The sequence below is a fragment of the Mesorhizobium sp. B2-3-14 genome (assembly GCF_006442175.1).
GTDB lineage: Bacteria > Pseudomonadota > Alphaproteobacteria > Rhizobiales > Rhizobiaceae > Mesorhizobium > Mesorhizobium australicum.
The window spans coordinates 198629-216978 of record NZ_VFVP01000004.1; the positions used below are offsets into that span (position 1 = coordinate 198629).

General features: G+C 63.3%; 19 protein-coding genes. 10 read left to right on the forward strand and 9 right to left on the reverse strand.

Features of this window, described 5'->3' with window-relative positions; translation table 11 throughout:
• Positions 1-144: 144 nt before the first annotated feature.
• The 4 genes from FJ950_RS12710 to FJ950_RS12725 are packed head-to-tail and all read right to left on the reverse strand — an operon-like array spanning position 145 to position 2696.
• Entirely contained in the window at positions 145-666 is a 522-nt protein-coding gene (locus FJ950_RS12710) for a CoA-binding protein (protein WP_140617029.1), read from the reverse strand.
• Positions 663-1445, reverse strand: coding sequence for an AAA family ATPase (locus FJ950_RS12715; protein ID WP_140617030.1), 783 nt, complete (start codon positions 1443-1445; stop codon positions 663-665). Before FJ950_RS12715 ends, FJ950_RS12710 begins: the two co-directional genes overlap by 4 nt.
• Positions 1445-1867 (reverse strand): VOC family protein, encoded by a 423-nt coding sequence (locus tag FJ950_RS12720; protein WP_140617031.1) that lies wholly within the window; start codon positions 1865-1867, stop codon positions 1445-1447. Before FJ950_RS12720 ends, FJ950_RS12715 begins: the two co-directional genes overlap by 1 nt.
• Positions 1868-1871: 4 nt before the next feature.
• Complete coding sequence (locus FJ950_RS12725; protein ID WP_140617032.1) at positions 1872-2696, reverse strand: enoyl-CoA hydratase; 825 nt, start codon at positions 2694-2696, stop codon at positions 1872-1874.
• A 154-nt stretch (positions 2697-2850) separates the two neighbouring features.
• Here FJ950_RS12725 and FJ950_RS12730 point away from each other — a divergent pair, with 154 nt between their 5' ends.
• From FJ950_RS12730 to rpsI, 3 genes are all read left to right on the forward strand, one after another.
• On the forward strand, positions 2851-3315 hold the full coding sequence (locus FJ950_RS12730) for a PaaI family thioesterase (RefSeq protein WP_015318208.1): 465 nt from the start codon (positions 2851-2853) through the stop codon (positions 3313-3315).
• Positions 3316-3566: 251 nt separating this feature from the next.
• Positions 3567-4031 (forward strand): 50S ribosomal protein L13, encoded by a 465-nt coding sequence (gene rplM / locus FJ950_RS12735; protein ID WP_010915638.1) that lies wholly within the window; start codon positions 3567-3569, stop codon positions 4029-4031.
• 1 nt (position 4032) lies between these two features.
• On the forward strand, positions 4033-4515 hold the full coding sequence (gene rpsI / locus FJ950_RS12740; protein WP_015318209.1) for a 30S ribosomal protein S9: 483 nt from the start codon (positions 4033-4035) through the stop codon (positions 4513-4515).
• A 67-nt stretch (positions 4516-4582) separates the two neighbouring features.
• On the opposite strand, the gene FJ950_RS12745 is transcribed toward rpsI, so the two are convergent.
• Complete coding sequence (locus tag FJ950_RS12745; RefSeq protein WP_140617033.1) at positions 4583-5641, reverse strand: glycerophosphodiester phosphodiesterase family protein; 1059 nt, start codon at positions 5639-5641, stop codon at positions 4583-4585.
• A 235-nt stretch (positions 5642-5876) separates the two neighbouring features.
• On the reverse strand, positions 5877-7085 hold the full coding sequence (locus FJ950_RS12750; RefSeq protein WP_140617034.1) for an acyltransferase: 1209 nt from the start codon (positions 7083-7085) through the stop codon (positions 5877-5879).
• Between the two features lie 123 nt (positions 7086-7208).
• Between FJ950_RS12750 and speB the strand changes: the two genes are divergently transcribed.
• The 3 genes from speB to FJ950_RS12765 are packed head-to-tail and all read left to right on the forward strand — an operon-like array spanning position 7209 to position 10012.
• Complete coding sequence (gene speB, locus FJ950_RS12755) at positions 7209-8216, forward strand: agmatinase (RefSeq protein WP_015318212.1); 1008 nt, start codon at positions 7209-7211, stop codon at positions 8214-8216.
• Positions 8217-8246: 30 nt separating this feature from the next.
• Positions 8247-9173: an N-acetyl-gamma-glutamyl-phosphate reductase gene (argC, locus tag FJ950_RS12760; protein ID WP_140617035.1), complete on the forward strand. Its 927-nt coding sequence runs from the start codon at positions 8247-8249 to the stop codon at positions 9171-9173.
• Positions 9170-10012: an aminoglycoside phosphotransferase family protein gene (locus tag FJ950_RS12765; protein ID WP_210242355.1), complete on the forward strand. Its 843-nt coding sequence runs from the start codon at positions 9170-9172 to the stop codon at positions 10010-10012. Before argC ends, FJ950_RS12765 begins: the two co-directional genes overlap by 4 nt.
• Positions 10013-10096: 84 nt before the next feature.
• Here FJ950_RS12765 and FJ950_RS12770 read toward each other — a convergent pair whose 3' ends face one another.
• Positions 10097-11191 carry a COX15/CtaA family protein gene (locus tag FJ950_RS12770; RefSeq protein WP_140617037.1) on the reverse strand — a complete coding sequence of 365 codons (1095 nt, stop codon included), beginning with the start codon at positions 11189-11191 and terminating at the stop codon, positions 10097-10099.
• Positions 11192-11344: 153 nt separating this feature from the next.
• On the opposite strand from FJ950_RS12770, the gene FJ950_RS12775 reads away from it, so the two are divergent.
• Positions 11345-11560 (forward strand): DUF2842 domain-containing protein, encoded by a 216-nt coding sequence (locus tag FJ950_RS12775; protein ID WP_015318215.1) that lies wholly within the window; start codon positions 11345-11347, stop codon positions 11558-11560.
• Positions 11561-11584: 24 nt separating this feature from the next.
• On the opposite strand, the gene FJ950_RS12780 is transcribed toward FJ950_RS12775, so the two are convergent.
• Entirely contained in the window at positions 11585-12643 is a 1059-nt protein-coding gene (locus tag FJ950_RS12780; RefSeq protein ID WP_140617038.1) for a polysaccharide deacetylase family protein, read from the reverse strand.
• A 90-nt stretch (positions 12644-12733) separates the two neighbouring features.
• On the opposite strand from FJ950_RS12780, the gene FJ950_RS12785 reads away from it, so the two are divergent.
• Complete coding sequence (locus FJ950_RS12785) at positions 12734-13963, forward strand: GNAT family N-acetyltransferase (protein WP_140617039.1); 1230 nt, start codon at positions 12734-12736, stop codon at positions 13961-13963.
• A gap of 80 nt (positions 13964-14043) precedes the next feature.
• Here the strand turns inward: FJ950_RS12785 and FJ950_RS12790 are convergent, their stop codons facing one another.
• Entirely contained in the window at positions 14044-16362 is a 2319-nt protein-coding gene (locus FJ950_RS12790; RefSeq protein ID WP_140617040.1) for a Wzz/FepE/Etk N-terminal domain-containing protein, read from the reverse strand.
• A 253-nt stretch (positions 16363-16615) separates the two neighbouring features.
• On the opposite strand from FJ950_RS12790, the gene FJ950_RS12795 reads away from it, so the two are divergent.
• On the forward strand, positions 16616-17179 hold the full coding sequence (locus FJ950_RS12795; RefSeq protein ID WP_041163468.1) for a polysaccharide biosynthesis/export family protein: 564 nt from the start codon (positions 16616-16618) through the stop codon (positions 17177-17179).
• A 10-nt stretch (positions 17180-17189) separates the two neighbouring features.
• Entirely contained in the window at positions 17190-18320 is a 1131-nt protein-coding gene (locus tag FJ950_RS12800; RefSeq protein WP_140617041.1) for a glycosyltransferase, read from the forward strand.
• The last annotated feature ends 30 nt before the right edge of the window (positions 18321-18350 follow it).

Sequence of the window (18350 nt, forward strand, 5' to 3'; positions counted from 1 at the left end):
GAACTTCCTAAATTGGCCGCGCATTCTTGGCGAAGGCGACGTGCGAATGCAAAGAAGAAAATACCTTTCGGCGCCGATCCTTCGATCACACCGCAGGATAATGCGGCGTTCCGCGGAATAATTTTTTGCGCCTCTGCGCCGCGCCTATTTCTGGCGCACGCCGAAACTCTGAAAACCCTGGCGCATCAGCGGCTTCTTGGACGACAGCACGCCGGAATTGACGCCGGTCCAGCCGATCTCGCCGGAGAGCTTGCCATACTCGATCTTGGGGCAGCGGTTCATCACCACCTTGATGCCGGCCGCTTCGGCACGGGCGGCTGCCTCGTCATGGCGCACGGCAAGCTGCATCCAGATGACTTTCGGCAAGGGATCGAGTTGCAACACCTCGTCGACGATGCCGGGGACCGCCGCGGCATTGCGGAAAATATCGACCATGTCGATCGGCTCCGGTATGTCGGCCAGCCTGGCATAGGTCATTCGGCCGAGGATTTCCTTGCCGGCCTGGCCAGGATTGATCGGGAACACCGAAAACCCCTTGGCCAGCAGGTATTTCAGGACGAAATAGCTCGGCCTGACATCATTGGCCGACGCCCCGACCATGGCGATCGACTTCACCGAATTGAGGATGCCACCGATATAGGTGTTGTCGTAGCTATCGTGATTCATGTCTCGTCCTCATACAACGCCTCGGCGAGAAAACCATCGGGGTCATTGCTGAAATCGCGCAGCATGCGGAAGTGGTCCGTATCGCGAAAGTCGGCAAGCTCGAGCCCAAAGCGGCTGATGCGGAACAGCTGCGCGCCGGGACAGGCCATCAACAGCGGCGAATGGGTCGCCATGATCACCTGCGCGGTGCCCGATTGGTCCATGCGCCGCAGCATCTTCAGCAATTCGATCTGGCGCGTCGGCGAAAGCGCGCTCTCGGGCTCGTCGAGGATATAGATGCCTTGCCTGCGGCAGCGCTCCTCGAAGAAGCGGATGAAGCCTTCGCCATGCGACCAGGACAGGAAATCCGGCGGCGGTGGCTTGAACGGATCTTCCAGCGCTGCCTGGTCGAGGTAGCGGGCCACCGAGTAGAAGGATTCGGCGCGAAAGAACCAGCCGGCGGTGACTTTTGGCAACCAGTGGCCACGGAATGTGTTGGCCAGTGCGGCGCCACTCTCGTCGATGGCGCCGGAATGGTCGACCGGCCGGTAGCCCTTGCCGCCGCCCGCTTCGTCATAGCCGGCCAGCGCGCCGATCGCCTCGAGCAGCGTGGATTTACCGGTGCCGTTCTCGCCGACGATGATGGTGATGGGCGTGGTGAATTCGAGCTCGAACGCGTGGCCGCGAAACAGCGGCAGGTTCCACGGATACTTTTCCCAGTCCGTAACCCGCTCCCGGTCGAGCAAAATCCGTTTGAGGTACGGTGCCTTGAGCCGTGTCAGTTGCTTGCGGTAGGCCATCAATCAGGCAGCGAAATCGTGCCGTCGTCCGCGATCGGAAAGGCCGGGTTATGAGCCACCTCCCAAACATGCCCGTCGGCATCGGCGAAGTACCCATACCAGCCGCCCCAGAAGGCGCGGCCGGCCGGCTTGATGATGCGCCCGCCGGCCTTTTCCGCCTGCGCCAGCACTTCGTCGACCTCGGCATCGGAGCGGGTGTTGTAGGCGAGATAGACGGCCGAGGGCGCCTGGGCGAAGGTGATACCGGAGTCCTCCTCGGCGCTGGGGCGCGGGAACAGGCCGAGGATGGCGTCGCCCATCTGGAAGAAGGCGACACCGTCGGTGATCCCCGCGTGGCGCTTCAGACCCATCGCCTCGTAGAAGCGCACGGCACGATCCAGATCTTCGGTGGCGATGGTGATGATGGAAATGCGCGGTTCCATGATCCTATTCGTCCGTCCATTCCGGCTTGCGCTTGCCGATGAAAGCGCCGATGCCCTCTTCCGCGTCCCGCGCCAGCATGTTCTCGACCATGACGCGGCCGGTATAGGCATAGGCATCGGCCAAGCCCATCTCGGCCTGCGCGTAAAAAGCTTCCTTGCCGGTCTTGATCACCAAAGAGGATTTGGAAGAAATGGTTTGCGCGTATTTGGTGACAATCTGATTCAGGTACTCGCGCGGCACGACGCGGTTCACGAGGCCGAATTCCTTGGCGGTCGCGGCGTCGATCGTCTCGCCGGTCAAGAGCATCTCCATCGCCTGCTTGCGCGAGACGTTGCGCGACAGCGCAACCATCGGCGTCGAGCAGAACAGGCCGATGTTGACGCCCGGCGTGCAGAAGGTCGCCTCATGCGAGGCGATCGCCAGGTCGCAGCTGGCGACCAATTGCAGGCCGGCGGCTGTCGCCAGGCCGTCCACCTCGGCGATGACAGGCAAGGGATGGCGCACGATCGTCTGCATCAGCATGGCGCAAGCGGCAAAGGTCTCTTCGAAGAAGGCCTTGCCGCGATCGGCATCGGCACGCCGCGAGGTCATTTCCTTGAGGTCGTGGCCGGCGCAGAACACCTTGCCGGCCGCCGACAGCACAATAACGCGAACGGCCTTGTCCGCCTTGGCGTGTTCCAACTCCGCCACGAGCGCCGCCATCACCGAAAGCGACAGGGCATTGGCGGGCGGATTGGCGAGCGTCAGGCGCAGCACGCCCTTCTCCCGTCTTGTCGTGACCGGGCCCTCGTCGGCGGCAGCAGGCTTGATGGCAAGGATTTCGGCCATGGCTAAGATCTCCGCGATTCCGGTCGTGCAGGCAGAGTATCTAATATCGGATCGGGTTTCGTCCAACACCCATCGCTTGCGCCAGCATGATGTATATGTTGCCAGAAACACCCGGCTGCGCCCATACAGGCTTGGCGCAGAACGAGAGACCGAGATGCCCGCCCAGACCAACCTCAAGCCGGTGCTGACCGCAGCGCAGATCAATTTGTTGATGGAAACCGTCTTTCCCCAACTCAACGAGAGTGCCGCCGCCTACGAGGCGATCGACGTGTTTCCAGGCGGCTGCATCGTACGGCTCAATGCCGGTGAACGGCATTTGCGTCCCGGCGGCACGGTGTCCGGCCCTGCCCTGTTCACGCTGGCCGACATTGGCGGCTATGTCTGCGTGCTCAGCCATGCCGGGCCGGATGCGCTCTCGGTCACCACCAACCTCAACATCAACTTCGTGCGCAAGGCCGAAGCCGGGCCGATCGATGGCCATTGCCGTATCCTGAAGCTCGGCAAGAGCCTGATGGTGTTCGATATTGACATCGTTGCCGGCCCGGAAGGACACACGATCGCGCATGCCACGGGCACCTACTCGATCCCGCCGCAGAGCGCCGCCAATGTGGTAAAATAATACCTTTAATCCAACATGCTGTTTCTACAGCCTTTTCTGCGCTACAGGACTTTTCCGCTACCTTGACGCTGTTACTCCGCTCGCCTATAAGCCTTCGCGAAGCAGCGGCCCGCAAAGGCCGCCGTTTTGTTATTGGCTGATGACAAGCGTCTTTCGCCAATTTTGTTATTGGCTGATGACAAGCGTCTTTCGCCAATCCAAGCAACAAGAAACGCCTTCACTCCCGAAGGTCAGAACCGAGAGCAGAAAACATGACAACCTTTTCGCAGAAGCCTGCGGATGTGGTGAAGAAGTGGATCCTGATCGACGCCGAGGGTCTCGTCGTCGGCCGTCTCGCCACTGTCATCGCCAATCATCTTCGCGGCAAGCACAAGCCGACCTTCACCCCGCATGTCGACGACGGCGACAATGTCATCGTCATCAATGCCGACAAGGTGGTGTTCACCGGCAAGAAGTTCACCGACAAGGTCTATTACTGGCACACCGGCCACCCCGGCGGCATCAAGGAGCGCACCGCGCGTCAGCTGCTCGAGGGCCGTTTCCCCGAGCGTGTCGTCGAGAAGGCCGTTGAGCGCATGGTTCCGCGTGGCCCGCTCGGCCGCCGCCAGATGAAGAACCTGCGCGTCTATGCAGGTGCCGAGCATCCGCATGTCGCCCAGCAGCCAGAAGTCCTCGACGTGGCCAAGCTGAATTCCAAGAACAAGAAGGTCGCATAAGATGGCTGAGCTTTCCTCGCTCGCAGAACTGGGCGCCGCCACCGGCAACACCAACACGCAGGCCGCCGCCCCCGTCCACGTCCAGAAGCTCGACAAGTCGGGCCGCGCCTACGCCACCGGCAAGCGCAAGAACGCCATCGCGCGCGTCTGGGTGAAGCCGGGTTCCGGCAAGATCGTTGTCAACGACAAGGAATTCGCGACCTATTTCGCGCGTCCGGTCCTGCAGATGATCCTCAACCAGCCGATCATCGCGTCCAACCGCTCGGGCCAATACGACATCATCGCCACCGTCGTCGGCGGCGGACTTTCCGGCCAGGCCGGCGCGGTGCGTCACGGCATCTCGAAGGCGCTGACCTATTACGAGCCGGCGCTGCGCGCCGTGCTCAAGAAGGGCGGCTTCCTGACCCGCGACAGCCGCGTCGTCGAGCGCAAGAAGTACGGCAAGGCGAAGGCCCGCCGTTCCTTCCAGTTCTCGAAGCGCTAACCGTTTCGAATTTTCGGACAACCGAAAAGGCCGCCTCCGAGCGGCCTTTTTGCTTGGACGCGGCGGATCAATTGATGCTGGCGGTCGCGGCTGGCTCGATGCGTTCGCTCGTGCCGGCATAGGGCACCCGATAACCATTCGCCGCCAGCCAGCCGATCGCCGCTTTCGGCTCGTCGGTCTGGATGATGGTGGCGCCACGATCGGCCCAGAAGCCCCAGGCTTCGCGCGGCAGGCTGGCCTGGACCGCCAGTTCGTCGCCACGGCCGCCGGCGAGGAAACCGCCTGGTTTGTTGACGATGGCATAGGTGTCGGCCCAGATATGCCAGTCGCCCCTTACCGCCTCGGCGCGCATGCGCGTGCTGAACAGCGGCCCGCCGGTTTCGGTCAGCGTCTCGGCGCCCGCCCGCCAGTTGATCAGTTCGATCGCGCGCGGCGCGAAGACGTGGTCGACCGTCGAGGCGAAGCCCGCATCATGGACCGCGTCATCGGCGATGATCGGCATGAACTGGAAGCCACCGCCTGCGGCAGTCATGGCCGCCTTCACCGTGCTGATCCTGTTCTGGTCCCAAAGGTTTTCCTTGACGATGACTTGCTCGGCCATGCCGAGTTCGCGCGCTATCGCGATCATGCCCGGGAGGTCGCCGACTTCGAGCTTGTTGTCGAGATTGATGAGGATTCTGTCCCGTGTCGCCATCAGCATCTCGCGCAATGTCGAGACGGTCTCGTTGGTGACGGCATGGGTGCCCTCGATCACCAGCCGGCATCTCTTCAACTCGGCCAGCGTGTAGTTGATGACCTCGCCCTTGCAGGTGGTCGTGCGGTCGAGCCAGCTGTCATGCATGACGATGAACGCGCCGTCCTTCGAGCGCCGGATGTCGACCTCGACGATTTCAGCGCCGATCGCGATCGAGCTTTCCACGGCGGCAAGCGAATTCTCCGCATAGAGCGTCTTACCGGCCTGCATGCTGCCGGCGCGATGGGCGGCCACCATGACATGGTCGCGCCACTGGTTGGCATGTTCGAAGCGGTCGAGGATCTGCCTGGCGCGGGTTTCGCCGGCCAAGGCTTGACCCGAAGTGGCAGAGAGTGCCGTGGAAAGCAGAAGGCTCAGCCAGATCGTCCGCATCGAGAATCGCTCCTTGCCGGATCGAGCCGGGGATAAGCGACATCGGTGACATCCCGGTGAACGAAGCCGGCTAAAGCGCGTCGCGTCGAAACGCATTTAGGCGCCGCGCTTTACAGCATGTCGCGGCGAATCGGATTCGCCCGACCGCTGTAAGCTCCTGATTTTATGCATGTCGTCTTGCCCAAACCGAGCTCACTTTGGGCGACATGCATTAGCGGTTGGATGGCGATGCGGGTCAGACGCGCTTCGACAGCCGGCGGAACCAGGCCATCGCAGGCATTTCGACCAGGCGCCATGTCACCCACGACACGGCGATGGTGGCGGCGAACATGACGACGATCGCCACGGTCCCCGTCCAGCCGGCGCCAAAGCCGGTCGCGGGCTCGCCACGCAGTACGATGTCGCCAACCAGGCCGAGGCCGAGTTTGCGCTCGACCAGCCCGGCGACATTGATCAGGCGCGCCTGAACGAAGATGTGGACCATGTAGATCGAATAGGACAGCGCGCCGAGCGTCAGCATCAACGGCGTCCTCAGCAACGCGCTGATCCAGCCGCCTTCATGGGCGAAGAGAAACAGCGCCAAGGCGAACACCAGGGGCGCGGCGATGCCGGCGTCATTGTCGCCCGCCAGCGAGACAAAGAGAGCGATGACGACCACCATGACGATTTCGGCAACAGTCCAGCTCATCCTCGGGCCGTTTGCGGCCAGAACCTGTCGCGCTCCTGCAATGGAATCATGCTGAAACCAGGCCAGCAGGGCGCCCAGCGAGAAGCCGTAGAGGCAGCGGATGAAGCCGAAATCATAGGACACATCCATATGATGCGTGGAGAAGCCGAGCAGGAACAGCGGCGCGGTGACAGCGGCGGCGACCAACCATATCCAGGCGCGCGCGCCGGCGATGAAGAGCACGCCGGCAAACAGGAGATAGGCAAAGAACTCGGCCGAGATGCTCCAGCTCGGGGCGTTCCAGGTCAACCGATCCTCGAAGCCGACACCTTGCAGCAAAAGGAGATTGGCAGCCAAGCTCCTGAGGTCGAAGCCACCGGTGAAAGGAGCAGCACCCGTGCCATGCAGCTGCGGCAGCACGAGCCGCAGCAGCTCGAAGGCGGCAAAGGCGGCAATCATGACCAGATGCAGCGGATAGATGCGGCCGAAACGGACCAGCGCGAAGCGGCAGACCTCCTGAGTGCGGCCGAGCCGATCGGCATAGCTGGAGGCGATGACGAAGCCGGAAAGGACGAAGAAGAAGTCGACGAAGAGATAGGACGAACCGATAAAGTTGCTCTGCGAGATCGTCGAGGCGGTCGGGAAATGAAACAGCGCCACCAGCAACGCGCAGATGCCGCGCCACGAATCGAGAACCCGGAACCGATCGCCGGCGATCGTACCGGTGTGGGTCGACACCACGGCATCCGACGGATTAAGAAACGCGGTCTGCGTCATGATGATACAAGTCCTGTCTTGCCGTGGCACCCGGGCGGCGCGGTTTCGTCTCCCCAAGCCGTGACTGGCATCTTCCATGCCGGTTCTGTAGTTGTTGCACCCCGATGAAAACGAGGACCCGTAATGGCGACCAACACCATCGACCATGCCTTCACCGCCCGCTCCAAAACGGGTGGTGCCCTCGAGCCGACCTACTCCGGCGCGCTGTCTTTCATGCGGCGCAAATACACCAAGGACGTGAAGGGCGCGGATGCGGTGGTGTGGGGCATTCCCTTCGACGCCGCCGTCACCAACCGACCGGGCGCCCGGTTTGGGCCGCAGGCGATCCGCCGCGCCTCCGCGATCCTCGACAACGACCCGCAATACCCGTTCTCGCGCGATCTGTTCGAACACCTTGCCGTGGTCGATTATGGCGATTGCCTGCTCGATTCGGGCAACCATCAGAAGACGCCCGGCACGATCGAGCGCGAGGCGGCCAAGATCCTGAAATCGGGCGCCTTCCTGCTGACGCTCGGCGGCGACCATTTCGTCACCTGGCCGCTGCTCAAGGCGCACGCCGCCATCCACGGACCGCTGGCCTTGGTGCAGTTCGACGCCCATCAGGACACATGGCCCGATGACGGCAAGCGCATCGACCATGGTTCCTTCGTCGGCCGCGCGGTCAAGGAAGGCATCATCGATCCCGATCGCTCGATCCAGATCGGCATTCGCACCCATGCGCCCGACACATTCGGCATCAAGATTCTCCATGGCCATGAAATCGAGGAAATGCGCGCCTCCGACATCGCCTACGCGATCGTCGATCGCACCGGTGGCAAGAAGACCTATCTGACCTTCGACATCGACTGCCTGGATCCGGCCTATGCGCCGGGAACCGGCACGCCGGTTTCGGGCGGCCCGTCGTCGGCGAAGATCCTGTCGACGCTGCGCCAGCTGAACCAGGTCGATATTGTCGGGGCCGATGTCGTGGAGGTTGCGCCGGCCTACGATCACGCCGATATAACGGCGATCGCCGGTTCGATGGTGGCCATGCAATATCTCGGTCTGCTGGCCGAGCGAAAGGCCCGGCTCGAGGAGCTGAACAACGGCAACCACAATGGCGCCACGGTCAATCATGGCAACGGCATATAGTTTCGAGATATCAGGGAATTTGATCAGGCAATGAAACCGAAAATCTTCATCGATGGCGAGCACGGCACCACCGGCCTCCAGATCCGGGCGCTGCTTGCCGAGCGCGGCGATCTGGAGATCATTTCCATCCCGGTCGAGCGCCGCAAGGAAACGGCCGCCCGCGCCGAATTCCTCAACGCCGCCGATATCGCGATCCTATGCCTGCCCGACGATGCGGCCAAGGAAAGCGTCTCGCTGATCGCCAACGAAACCACCAAGGTCATCGATGCGTCGACCGCGCATCGCGTGGCCGAAGGCTGGGAATATGGCTTCGCCGAACTGGACAAGGAGCAGGCGAAAAAGATCGCCACGGCCAAGCGCGTCGCCAATCCCGGCTGCTGGCCGCAGGGGCCGATCGCAACGCTCAGGCCACTGGTCACCGCAGGCCTGCTGCCGGCCAGTTTCCCGATCGCGGTCAACGGCATTACGGGCTATTCGGGCGGTGGGCGCCCGATGATCGAGGATTATGTCGCCAAGGGCGAGGACGCTTCGGAATTCCTGCCCTATGGCCTGACCCTGCAGCACAAGCACGTGCCGGAATTGAAGGCCTATGCGACGCTGTCGCATGATCCGATCATGCAGCCGGCGGTGGGCAATTTCGCGCAAGGCATGATTACGGTGGTGCCGTTGCAGCTCGGTGGCCTCGACCGCGTGCCGACGGGTGCCGAACTTCACGCCGCCATTGCGGACCATTTCGCCGCGATCCAAGGCGGCGTGGTCGAGGTGGCGCCCTATACGCATCTGGAACGCGTGCCTGACATCGATCCGGAGATCTACAACGGCACCAACCGCATGAAGGTCTATGTCTTTGCCAACGACAGCAGAGCCCAGGCGCTGCTGCTGGCGGTCTACGACAATCTCGGCAAGGGCGCTTCGGGTGCGGCCGTCCAGAACATGGACCTGATGCTCGGTCTCTGATGGATGCACCAGCCTTTCCAGCGCGCTGGAAGGTCAGCGAACCGGAACTCATGGCCGAGACCTTTTCGAGCCGCATCTGGAAGGTGCGACTCGAGGACGGCGCACCGGCCATCGTGAAGGCACTGAAGCCGTTCGACGACGTTGCCGACGAGTTGCGCGGCGAGCATTTCCTTGCCTGGCGGCGCGGCGAAGGCGCGGTGCGGCTTCTCGGCCGCGACGGGCACTCCGTGCTGCTCGAATATGGCGGGAACACACTTCTGTCGCAGGTTCTCGACGAACAAGGCGACAACGCAGCGACCGCCATCGCGGCGGATGTGATGGCGACATTGTTTTCGCCATCCGATCATCCCTACCCGCCCGAGCTTCAGCCACTCAGGGAGCGGTTCGCCAGTCTTTTCAAGAAGGCCGCAACCGATCGCGGCATCGGCGATGACAGCCTCTATGTCGAGGCCGCGGCCATCGCGGATCGACTGCTGGCCAATCCGCATGAAATCAGGCCACTGCATGGCGACCTGCATCACGAGAACATCCTGCGGGGACCGCGCGGCTGGCTAGCGATCGATCCGAAGGGCGTGCTCGGCGATCCCGGCTTCGAGGCCGCCAACATGTTCTACAACCCGCTCGATCGCGATGCACTTTGCCTAGCCCCGGAGCGGATCGCGCATATGGCCGAAATCTTCGCCCGGACGCTGGGGCAATCACCGGCAGCGATACTGGACCATGCGCTCGCCTATGGCTGCCTGTCCGCGGCCTGGCACCATGAGGACGACAATGCCATCGAGGAGAACCGAGAACTGTCGATCGCGACGGCGATCCGGACGGTGCGGCTCACCTTCTGAGCGCAGTAGTCACATAGCGGTAGACGTAGCGAGGCATTCGACTGCAATGTAGACTGTTGCAGCTGCCAAGAGACCATAGAGAATCTATCTGCGTTTCATCGGTGGCCGTGTCGGCAGTGGGTAGGCGCCCTTGGTGCCGCGCCAATGCGCGGCGGCAAAGCCCAGCACGACGAGCGCGAAAGCCTGATGGGTCAGCGCCATGTGCAGTGGCACCTGCATCAGCAGCGTACCAATACCGATCGAAGCCTGCACCAGCACTAGAACGAACAACAGTGTCGCGCGTCGCGCATGCGTTGAGCCGGGCAGACGCAGACGCGTGGCGATCATGTGCCAGAGCGCGACGGCGAAGACCGTATAGGCGCCAAGCCGATGGATGAACTGCACCGTTTTCGGACTTTCGAAGAAATTGCGCCACGCCGGCTCGAGGACGAGCAGATCGCCGGGAATGATCCGGCCGTCCATCAGCGGCCAGGTGTTGTAGCTCATGCCGGCGTCGAGACCGGCAACCAGGCCGCCGAGATAGATCTGGACCAGCGCCAGAAGCACGATGAAACCAGCCAGCCGCTGCGTCGAGCGATCGGCCGCGGGCTCGGAATGCGGCGCAAGGCCACGCGCGACGACCATGGTCGCGGTAAAGATAAGTGCCGCCAGCGTGAGATGCGTCGCCAGCCTGTACTGGCTCACCGACACGCGGTCGACCAGGCCGGACGCCACCATCCACCAGCCGATGGCCCCCTGCAGGCCGCCGAGAAGCAGAATGCCGACCAGTTTCGGCCCAAGGCCGCGCTCGATGCGACGCGTCGCCCAGAAGACCAGCAGCGGCAAGGCAAAGACCAGGCCGACGCTGCGCGCCAGCAGGCGATGCGCCCATTCCCACCAGAAGATCGACTTGAACGCCTCGACGCTCATGCCCTTGTTGAGTTCGGCGTATTGCGGGATCTGTTGATAGCGCTGGAATTCCTCCTGCCACTCGGCGTCGTTGAGCGGCGGGACGACGCCATGGATCGGCTGCCATTCGGTGATCGAAAGGCCGGATTCGGTCAACCGCGTGGCGCCGCCAACCAGCACCAGCGCGAACAGCACCAGGAGCACGACATAGAGCCAGCCGCGCACGAGTGCCCGGTTGTGCAGGTCGCGGTCGCGGGCCTGATAAGGCGCGGCGGCGGTGATGGCGGCCATGGATATGTCCCGGCAGGTTGAATGTCGCGGATTGGTGAACCATCGCACTCCTGCTGGCAAGGCCGCGCAGCGCGGCACGCCGTCGCGCCCGGTGTCGTGGGTTGCGCGTGCCTTGCGTTGGGCCTAAGCGGTAGCCATCAACGAGGCCAAGACATGCCCATTCGCCTGAAAAAACTGATCGGAATGTTCCTGCTGTTGGCGCTGGTCATCATCTACGCGCTGGTCGCCTCGATCTTCGCCGTCGCCCGCCTGTCGGAATCGGGCGCACTGGTGCAATTCCTGTTCTTCCTCGTCAGCGGCCTGCTCTGGGTGCTGCCGGCAATGGGCATCATCAAATGGCTGATGCTGGAGCCGCGGACTAAGCGCTGAAGCCCTGCCCAGTCATGCCTTACGTCAGACTGTAACAAGCATCTTGCCGGCATTGGCGAGCGGGGTCGTCACGCCCGACAGCATGGTGCGGATGTGGGCGAGGCTCTGGTAGCGGCCATTGACCGAAATGCGCGGCAAGGCATGCAGGAAGCCGGCATGTTCGGCGCGCAGCACGCCGTGGCGGGTGGTCACGGCGGAGGCATAGCAGGCGTCGCGCGCAAAGCCCACTTCGCGGCAGCCGACGGCGCTCGCATAGCCATAGGGATAGGCGAAATGGCGCGGCTCCTCGCCAAGTCCGGTCCGCAGCATGTCCTTGACGGCGCCGATCTCGCGCCGCGCATCGGCCTCGGAAAGCCGCTTCAGATTGCTGTGGCTGATCGTGTGGGCGCCTATCGTCACCAGAGGGTGCGCGGCGACGGCGCGGATCTCATCCCAGTTCATCAGCGTGCGCAGGCGCGGGGCGTCGGCGTCGACACCATGCGACGCGGCGAGACCGCGCAGCACGGTCCGCAGGTCTTCCTCGCGGACCTCGGTGGTGAAATAGGCATGCAAGCGGGCAATGGCCTGATGTTTCCTGGCGGGGGTCCCGCAATCGATCACCGCAGGGCCGTTCGATGTGGCCAAAGTCAGGCGGTCGCATGCATTGACGATATCCTCCACCACATCCCACCAAAGGTGGGCGGAGCCATCGATCAGCCCGGGCGCCACATAGATGGTGAGCGGCGTGCCATGCTTTTCCAGCACCGGCAGGGCCTCGGTCATGTTGTCGCGATAGGCATCGTCGGCGGTGATGGTGGCGAACCGGCCGCCCTTGCCGCCTGCCTCGATACGCTCCACCGCTTCATCCATCGAAACGAAGGCATAGCCGCCCGCTTTCATGTCGGCGATCACGGCATCGAGGAAACTGGGCGCGATGTTGAGGTGCCGGTTGACGCTGTCGGGCTTTTCGGGCGTCGCCGTCACGCGATGCAGCATCAGGATGGCGCCGATGCCGCCGACAAACGGCCTGGCCAGCGGTGCGAGGCCGGTATAACGGGCGACGTTGAGCGCCAGTTTCCGGATTGCCTCCCCACCGTCGATCATTCATTCACCTTTTGCGCCTAGGCTAACCAAGCACGGAATACGCCCGAGCGCCCCCCCAAATCGGGATCAATACGCCTTAAGGATTGAGGTATGGTTGACGCAACCGCGTCATTTGACGGCAAGCGGCTCGCGGCGAGCCAGGCCACGCCACGCACACTACCCAGAAATGCCGCGGGGCCGTCGGTTTCCATTGCCGCCGCCGAGGGGCTCGCGGCATATGCGACGTTCTGTCGTTCGGCGCTCTGTGCTCCAGCGCAAAGTGCGGCATGGGTGTTGAACTGGGCCGCCAAGGTCAGGCCCGACCTGCTCATTGCCACGCTGGAACTGGAGGGCAAGCCGGCCTTCGCATTGGCGTTGGAGGTGGTCAAGCGCGGCCCGTTGCGGGTCGCCCAGTTCATGGGCGGCCGCCACGCCAATGGCAATTTCTGCGCCGCCGAACCGCAATGGCTGGCCAGCGGCGACCTCACAGCCATCCAGTCGATGCTCGCGGCGATCGCCAGATTCCGGCCCGATATCGATCTCATCGCGCTGGAAAGATTGCTGCCCGATCTCGACGGCACCGCCAATCCGCTGGCATCGCTCGATCACTTCGCCAGCCCCAATCTTTCGCTGGCCGTCGACCTCAGCGGCGGATTCGATGCGCTGCTGCTGCGCGCCAGCGGCAAGCGCAAACGCAAGAAGCATCGTTCGCAGACGCGCAAGTTCGAGGCTGTCGGTAGCTACCGGCGCATCGAGGCGAGCAGCGACGGCGACGTGGAGAGGCTGCTCGACGCGTTCTTCGATATGAAGGAACAGCGCTTCCGCAAGATGGGCATCGCCAACGTCTTCGGTGACGACCGGACACGCGCCTTCTTCCGCGGGCTGTTCAAGCAAGCACTTGCCGAGGACAAGCCTTGCTTCGTGCTGCACGGGCTGGAAGTCGCCGGCAAGCTGCGCGCCGTCACTGGAGCGAGCCGCTCGGGCAGGCGGCTGATCTGCGAGTTCGGAGCGATCGCCGAGGATGATCTTGCCCACACCAGCCCGGGCGACTTCCTGTTCTTCGACAACATCCAGGATGCCTGCCGGAGCGGGTTCGCGGTTTATGATTTCTCCGTCGGAGACGAGCCTTACAAACGGTTATGGTGCGATATCGAAACCCGGCATTTCGACGTCCTCGTCCCGCTGACGCTCAAGGGCCGTGCGCTGGGACAGGCGCTTCGCCAGGGCGCGCGGCTGAAGGCCTTTGTCAAGAGCAGCCCGACAATCTGGAAGCTCACCAAGCTGCTGCGCCGCAAGGCCGTTGGACAGACAGCGCCCGTGCCCACCGAAGACGAAAACTAGCCCCAATACGCCAACAGGATATTCGATGTGACGACGCTGGAACTCGAATAGACCTGATGGGCCTCTGAACAGCTGTTATCTCAAGCAGCCGAACGCCGCCCCGGCACCGGATTGCCTGGCGGCTCGTGGCCGAGCGGCGTCACCAGTGTCAGGTCGGGATAGCCGCTCTCGATCAGCTTGACCGCGGCCTGCGTCACCTCGTCGTCGGCCTCCAGCATGGACAAGAACACCTCGGTGGCCTCGCCGCCCAAACGGCTGATGCCTTGTGCATCGGCCGGCCCGCACTCGACCACCACCAGATCGTAGGCTGTTGTCAACGACTGCATGATGATCGGCAGCCGATCGGCGGCACGCATGGCACGGACGGGATCGGCCGTGCCGACGGGGATGACATGGCAGTCGGAATAGAGGTCGCCATGGATCACGTCGCTGAACTGCGCCTGCGACGCCAGCAGATTGGTGATGCCCGGGAAAAGCCCGCTGTCCAGCATCGGGCGCGAGGCAGCCCCTGAGGCAGTGAGGTCGAGCAGCAGGACGCGCAGTCCGGCGTCGGAAACCTCGCGCGCCACCAGGATCGCCGACGCCGCCGCTTCATCGCCCTCGGGGGAAACGAATATGGCGCGCGCGGCCCCGCTGGCGATCAGCTTCTCGGCTGCCTTCTCGACGTCGATCTCGCCGAGCACGGAGCGCGGCCGCCGAACCTCCACGGGTTCCGGCTCAGCCATGGGCTCAGGCTCTGCCACGGGTCCAGATTTGGTCAAGGATTCGGATTTGGCCAACGGTTCAGGCTCGGCGATAGGCTCCGCTTTGGCGACGGGCTCGAACTCGGCGGCAGACCGCGGCTGCGCCGGAGTTTCCATGACCGTTTCGGGCCATGATACGTCGGCGGTGCGAGTGGCGCGCTCAGTGGCGACAGCCGGTTCGAGGCGGGTGGACGGCTCCTGATAGGCGGCCGGCGGCATCGTCACCTCGTCGATCGGCTCAAATCGCGCGCCCCTGGCCGGGCGCATGGCACGGCCCGAGAAAAGCTCCCGCAGCAGCGTGAACACGGCCGCCAGCAGAAGGGAAGCCGCGGCGGCAGCACCGACGATCGGCCCGACCTTGGGGAAGTATGGCTCTGCGGGGACCGAAGCCGGTGAGGCGATGCGGGCGTCGACCGGGATATAGTTGCGATCCTGACGCGACGCCGCCTCGCGATAATTGGTCAGGTAGAGTTCGAGCTGCTGGCGCTTGGCGGCGGCATCGCGCTGCAGCGCGTCGAGACCGACCTGCTGCTCACCGGCCTGCGCCGAAGCAGCCTTGAGTGTGTTGACGTCGGCGACGAGCTGGCTTTCGCGCGCCTTGGCGGCATCGGCCTGCATCGCCAGGCCCTTCATGATCTTCTGGGCTTCGCTGCGGATCTGCGCGTCGAGATCGGTCAGTTGCGATTTGGCCGCGCGAACACGCGGATGATTGTCAAGCAGCGTCGTCGACAGATCGGCGATGTTGGCGCGCAGCTCGACCTGGCGCTCCCGCAAGCGCTGGATCAGATCGGAAGACAGCACTTCCGGCAGCGAATCCAGCGATCCGCCGTTCTGCAGCGCCTTGCGCACGCTCTCGGCCGTGCCTTCGGCCGCGGCCCGGTTGGCCCGCACCCGCGACAACTCGGTCGACAGCTCGGCCAATTGCTGGGTGGCCAGGGTGGAATTGTTGCCGCCCATCAGGAGGTCGGACTGCGAGCGGTAAGCCGCGACCTTGGCTTCGGCATCCCTGACCTGCTTGGACAGGTCGGCGATCTCGGGCGCCAGGAAGTCGGCGGCGGCGGTGTTCGATTCGCTCTTGGCCGCGCCCTGCCCCGCAATGTACGCGGCGGCAATGGCATCGGGGATGGCGGCCGCGAGCTTCGGATCTTCCGAGGAGAACTCGATGGCAATGATGCGAGTCTTTTCAACGCCGTAGACGTTGAGCTTCTCGCGCATCTTCTTCAGGACACGTTCATCGGCCGGAACATCCATCGGGTCGTTCTTCAGGCCAAGCAGGATCAGCACGCGACTCAGCGACGACATGTTGATCGTCTCGTCAAACTCGGGCAGTCGCGACAGGCCGAGCTTCTGCGCGACCTGCTTGAGGATCTCGTTGGACGAAATTATCTGGACCTGGGTAGCAACGCCCTGCTCGTCGAGGATCGGCTTGTCGCTGTCTGGATTGCTGCTGGCGGGCCGCGTGTAGACCGATTCTCGCGGGGCGATCTCCACCTGCGTCTGGGCCTTGTAATGGCGGGTCGCGAACGATGCAGCCACGAAGGCAAGCCCAGTCACCACCAGAACGAAGACCAGAATCCGCAGCCAGTTGCGTCCCAGGCTGGCGAAGAGCTGCCTAAGATCAACGTCGACGTCTGCGGCCGCGGATTGAACGGACATGCATCCCTACTCCGAAACTGGATCAGCATGCACCGTAAACAACTATGGTAACCCAGCCGTTAAGACCACGGTAAGCTTCCGTTAGGATTTTGCCGGGGCCGACAAAAAATCGATAAAATAGCAAAACCTTGCCTGCTAAAACGCTATTGGCGCGCTCCTTTACCGGCCATTAACCCTAACAGGATGATAACGGACCCGATCCCAGATGTTTGCTGCGACATCGCAGCGGCCAGTCGAAGGTACCTGTCCGGTCATGAAAAGCACTGCTTCCCTGTTTCGCGCACTGCTTGCCGTTTCGATGCTCGCCGGCTGTTCCAGCTACCGGCCGACGCCGGCCGCCTTCCACGAGGTCCTCGAACAGCCCTATCGCCTCGGCGCAGGCGACCGGGTCCGCGTCACTGTGTTCGAACAGGAGGGCCTGACCAACAGCTATAGCGTCGACCAGTCCGGTTATATCTCCTTCCCGCTCGTCGGCGCCATACCGGCACGGGGCCATACCGCGCAGCAGATGGAAAAGGAGATCGCCGACAAATTGCGGCAGGGCTATCTGCGCGACCCCGACGTCTCGGTCGAGATCGATCGTTACCGGCCGATCTTCGTCATGGGCGAAGTGGGCGCCGCCGGCCAGTATTCCTACGTGCCCGGCCTGACGGTGCAGAAGGCCATCGCCATTGCCGGGGGCTTCACGCCACGCGCCAACCAGGAGAGCGTCGACATCACCCGCGATATCAACGGCAAGGTGATAACTGGCCGTGTGGTCACCTCCGATCCCCTGCTGCCGGGAGATACCGTCTACGTCCGCGAACGTCTGTTCTGACAGACACCTCGTGGCGGACAAGCTCAGGATCGTCCACTGCTTTCGCTCACCCGTGGGAGGAATTTTCCGGCACGTGCGCGACCTGGCGGAAGCGCAGGTCGCCGCCGGCCACATGGTCGGCATCGTCTGCGACTCGACCACCGGCGGTGAATTCGAGGAGCATCTTTTCGGGCAGATGAAGGACATGCTGGCGCTCGGCGTTCATCGTACGCCAATGCAGCGTCACGTCGGCCCGGGCGACCTCGCCTCGGCCCGGCGCACCTACAGGATCATCAAGGAATTGCGGCCGGACGTGCTGCACGGACATGGCGCCAAGGGTGGCGCCTATGCCCGTCTGTTCGGCTCATTGTTGCGGGTATCAAGGTCTCGCGTAGCCCGCCTCTATTCGCCGCATGGCGGCTCTCTCCACTATGACGAGAACACAGCCACCGGAAAGCTGTTCTTCGCGCTCGAGTATCTCATGGCGCGCTTCACCGATTGCCTGCTGTTCGTCTCCGACTACGAGCGGCGGACCTACCGCAGGAAGGTGGGTGAACCGCCGATCCCGAACACGCTGGTCTACAATGGACTTCGCACCACCGAATTCGAGCCGGTAGCCGCCAGGGCCGATGCGGCTGATTTGCTCTATATTGGCATGATGCGGGACCTCAAGGGCCCGGATATCTTCATCGATGCCCTGGCCGCCGCCGCTCCCCGGCTCGGCCGCGCACCGAGTGCGGTGATGGTCGGCGACGGCGACGACCTGCCCCGCTACCGCGCGCAGGTGAAACGCCTCGGGCTTGAAGACAATGTCCGTTTCCTGCCGCCAATGCCGGCCCGGGAGGCCTTTGTGCTGGGGGCGCTCGTCGTCGTTCCTTCGCGCGCGGAAGCCATGCCCTATACCGTGCTGGAGGCACTTGCCGCGGCAAGACCTGTTATCGCGACCTCGGTCGGCGGCATACCGGAGATTTTCGGTTCAAGCTCCCCCGCCCTGATTCGCCCGGATCCGGCCGAGCTCGCCGACAAAATGAGCCAGGCGCTGGGCGACCTTGCCACCTATCGCCGATTGATGCCTGACGAATCCACGCTCAGGGCGCGCTTCGGCGCCGACGTCATGGCCGCCGAAATCGAGAAGGCCTACTTCGCCGCGCTCGAAAGTTAGCTCGGGCCCGTCCAAAGCCACAGGTTGTTT